Annotated in this window: 3 protein-coding genes and 2 pseudogenes; 2 read left to right on the forward strand and 3 right to left on the reverse strand. The window is 42.1% G+C overall.

The window, feature by feature from the left end:
• Window positions 1–188: 188 nt before the first annotated feature.
• Window positions 189–929: pseudogene (locus tag FHL06_RS14780) on the reverse strand (replication initiator protein A); the annotation flags it as partial.
• 99 nt (window positions 930–1,028) lie between these two features.
• On the opposite strand from FHL06_RS14780, the pseudogene FHL06_RS12025 reads away from it, so the two are divergent.
• Window positions 1,029–1,945, forward strand: a pseudogene (locus tag FHL06_RS12025) (IS30 family transposase).
• 67 nt (window positions 1,946–2,012) lie between these two features.
• On the opposite strand, the gene FHL06_RS12030 reads toward FHL06_RS12025, so the two are convergent.
• Both FHL06_RS12030 and FHL06_RS12040 read right to left on the reverse strand, forming a co-directional pair.
• A complete protein-coding gene (locus FHL06_RS12030; protein WP_003640446.1) occupies window positions 2,013–2,279 on the reverse strand; it encodes a GlsB/YeaQ/YmgE family stress response membrane protein in 267 nt (88 codons plus the stop codon).
• 206 nt (window positions 2,280–2,485) lie between these two features.
• Window positions 2,486–2,815: a hypothetical protein gene (locus tag FHL06_RS12040; RefSeq protein ID WP_238334037.1), complete on the reverse strand. Its 330-nt coding sequence runs from the start codon at window positions 2,813–2,815 to the stop codon at window positions 2,486–2,488.
• Between the two features lie 130 nt (window positions 2,816–2,945).
• Between FHL06_RS12040 and FHL06_RS12045 the strand changes: the two genes are divergently transcribed.
• A complete protein-coding gene (locus tag FHL06_RS12045) occupies window positions 2,946–3,842 on the forward strand; it encodes a diacylglycerol/lipid kinase family protein (protein ID WP_003680378.1) in 897 nt (298 codons plus the stop codon).
• The last annotated feature ends 173 nt before the right edge of the window (window positions 3,843–4,015 follow it).

Consider the following 4,015-nt stretch of genomic DNA (forward strand, 5'->3'; position numbering starts at 1 on the left):
TAAGCACGCTCATCGTTAGGGTGTTTGGCCGCATATTCTCTAGCCGCTTGTTTATTCCACCAAGCGCCAATTCAGCCACTCAAGGTGCCTATTTTTACTTCTAAGCGGTTTTAAAGCAACTATAATATAATTATGCATGTAACACTTAAAACGGCTTAAATGAGCTTATATGCCGTTTGATTTTAAAATCATTCATTGTCAGCGTTCTGCTCCTCGGGGTGTTTAGCAACATATCCTCTAGCCGCTTGTTTATTCCACCAAACGCCAAATAGGTTTTGCATGGTGCCGTATAAGTAGTTCTCAACATTCTTGATGTGCTTCTCATTGCTTCTCAGGGCGTTAAAGTAGCGTCTCAAGGCTTTAGTCATTAAAGGTTTCAGTTCCTCATCATCAAGTGGGATTATGACACCAATATCTTTGTGATCTTTCTCAACTCGGTACTTAGCATTTAATATAATGCCAATGAAGCGCCGCATTTGTTGCGGAGTGCGGCACCAAAAACTGAGCAGCTGAATGGCTTCGGGTTCTAAGAAGACTTCCCAGCCACTTTCTGAATCCGTTAAGAACTCATCAGCATGTTTTACTAAATCCCGATTTTGGATTTCTATTTCAGCTGGTGAAAAGTTAGCTGTGGAAAAATTTAACTTTTGAGTATCTATCTTGTATCTATCTTTATCTTTTTCTTTAGGTTCTTTATATAGATTAACTGCACTTTTTGCAGTTCCGCTTGTAGCAAGGGTTTGAGACACTTTTGGGCTATCTTCACCGCGTAAATAGACATCGGTTGCTTTCACATCGAGCTTGGACAGATATAAGCGATTCGGTTCATTCTTTTTTGTTTTTGGGTTAAAGCCCAGTTGTTTTTGCATCAGCAAATGAGCGGATTCGAGTTCTTTTTTAATTTTGACGACTTTTTGATTATGGCAATTAGTAGATTGTAAAATTAATCCGAACGCTGTTCGGACAAAAAAGATCAGCTTCCTTTAAAATGGTGTTTACCACAAACCCATCTTTTAGGAGCTGATCTTTTGTTTAGTATAACCTATTCCGAACGAATTAAAATCGAAACCTTTTGTGAACTAGGGCTGTCCAATATCCAAATGGGCGTTCGGCTGAACCGATCACCGTCAACAATTTCTTATGAATTATCTCGATGTCAACCTTATCAGGCTGAATTAGCACAAACAGATGCCGAATACAAGCGATCACGATGTGGTCGGAAAACTAAGCTGAGCGATGAGTTAAAGCAAAAAATTCTCAACCATTTACGTCTAAGCTGGTCACCAGGAATGATTGCTCACGAATTTAAACTAGCTACTAAATCTATTTATAATTGGCTAAATCAGGGGAGAATTGGTTTCTCCTTGAATGATCTACCTGAACATGGCGTAACGTTGACCAACGATCCAAATATAATCAATCTTTGGGGCGATCAATTGAACAGCGTCCCATGATGATTAATCAACGTAATCGCATCGGCGATTTTGAACTAGATACAGTCGTTGGCCCTCGTGGGCATAGTAAGGCAGTTTTATTAACTTTAATCGATCGAAAATCACGGTTCCTTTGGGCATACCGGTTAAAAGATCGGACGACAGCGACTGTTAATGAAGCACTAACTAAGTTCCTAACCACTTTTAATGGTCCGGTGCACAGCTTTACTGTGGACCGTGGCACTGAGTTTAGTGGGCTAGTATCACTTGAATCACAATATGGTATTAAGACCTATTACTGCCATGCTTATACGCCAGCTGAACGTGGTAGTAATGAACGCTTTAATCGGAATTTACGTTATTTTTATCCTAAGGGGACTCGTTTTGAGCACATTAGTGCTCAAGATTTAACGACGACGTTACTCCAAATTAACCAGCGACCGCTTAAAATACTCGACTGGCAAACACCGTATCAGGTTATGCTGACCAATTTGTTCAAAAATTCGGATTAAATTTGCAATCTACCGTTTAACATTTTTTGATGCCGAGCGTAACAGCCAGGCTGTCAATTGGCACTGTTCAATTGTGTTTTGACCGTCGAACCCGTGCCCACTGAACCACGAACATCATTATCAGAACGACGGCAATTGCACCGATTGCGGCTGGTATCACGGTCATTCCGGCTAACTCAGGCCCCATCGGCCCCAGCACACCTTCACCAATGAGTGCCCCAAGGACGCCAGCAATAATGTGACCGATCCAACCCCGCGATTGACTGGGGCTCATGATAGCACCTGCAAAAGCACCAACCGCCGCGCCAACAATCATTACCCATAACCAATGCATGCTGTCATCCCCTTTTTAGCGGCGGTGTTTGAACTGCCGCACTTCTCGAAACACAGTCAATCCTAATTGCCCAATTGCAATCAATAGTGACAATTTACCCCAAAAACCAGGGGTCTGTCGTTTAATTTTAGCCATTACGGACACCTCCATCTTTTGATAGCGCTAACAAGTGCTACTTCAACAAATCCTTTTATGCCTAATCACAATTACTGCGGCTGAAGCGCCTGGGCAGAAACGGTTCCGATCACAATAAGTATCATCGCCCCGCTCACGACTGGCAACAACGTCATTCCAGCAACTGTTGGCCCGAACCATCCAAAAGACAGCTGGCCACCAAGTACACCGAATAAGCCTGCGATTAAATTAATTGTCGTTTGACGCCGACCATGTGCGCCTACCGCATTTGCAACGATACCTATTGTTAGTCCTAATATCGCAACACCTATCCATCCCATTGTGAACACGCTCCATCCCGATATTGTGTGATTAAAATTATCATAACTATAATATTTATATTGAGCAATCAAAATGCTCATTGACCCGACTAATTCAGTAATGATGCATATCATTTCCAGTCAAACTAGTGTTCAAGATATACTGAGACTATCAAAAGCTTACTAAATAAGCGATGAATAAACTTAATTTTTTAATCAAGAGGCGATTGTCATGGCAACAACTTACGGCATTTTCTATAACGGACAAGCGGGTAATGGGCAAGCGGCAACCGTCGCCCATCAAACCGCGCAAGCGCTATCGAACCACGGCATTGAGTCTCAATTACTGACAACACCAGGAATCCCCCGGGCAATTGCGTTAATTAAGCAAACACTTCCTCAACTGTCAGCACTAATTGTTATTGGTGGAGATGGCACACTGAACGTTGCAATGACAGCCCTAATCCAAGCTGAAGCACATATTCGTATCGGTGTTATTCCCATGGGAACGGTTAATAATTTTGCAACCCGCTACCAGTTACCAACTGACCCCCAAGCGGCCATCGAACTAATTTGTACTCAGCCGGCGACCCAAGCAGTCGGCATGCTAGTTTGTAATCAACGCCGGGCAGTCGTGAGTTCACTGACATTCGGTAATTTGGCTGACATTTCCAATGAAGTTCGACAATCTGAGAAGCAGCGATTCGGTAAATTAAGCTATCTTTACCGTGCTATTCGCCATATTGGTCACAATAAGTCACTGCCAATTCGATATCAATTCAAACACGAAGGAAGCCACACCTTAAAAACATGGTTCTGTTTGATTACAACGACCAAATCAGTCGGTGGGCACGTCTATAGCGCGTCTGCTCCAGGAAAAATGCATATTAGTCTACTTAACAACATTGGCTGGCGGCAAGTAATTCCATATATTTGGTTCGCACTAACGGGGAACTTGCAAAACTCCAAGGCCATTACACAGCTAACGGCAACCAGTGCACGAATTACGAGTGCAACTGGTCAAGCCGTGACGACACGTATTGACGGCGACCCAGCGGTTAAACTGCCAATTGAATTGACCTATTTGACAGACCGCTTCGAATTGATCGTACCAACAGTCATCGAATAACGACGTATTTTTTATTAATATATACATATATTAATTGCAAGAATTCATGTTATCGTCATTCTTATGAAGAGTATTTACCTTAACAAAAGCAAGCACAAATATACTTTAAGACAAAAATCACAAATTAATTTTTTATCTTGTCCATTAATAATTGGATTTCAGATACCAACCTC

It is taken from the genome of Companilactobacillus halodurans (genome assembly GCF_009600985.1).
GTDB lineage: Bacteria > Bacillota > Bacilli > Lactobacillales > Lactobacillaceae > Companilactobacillus > Companilactobacillus halodurans.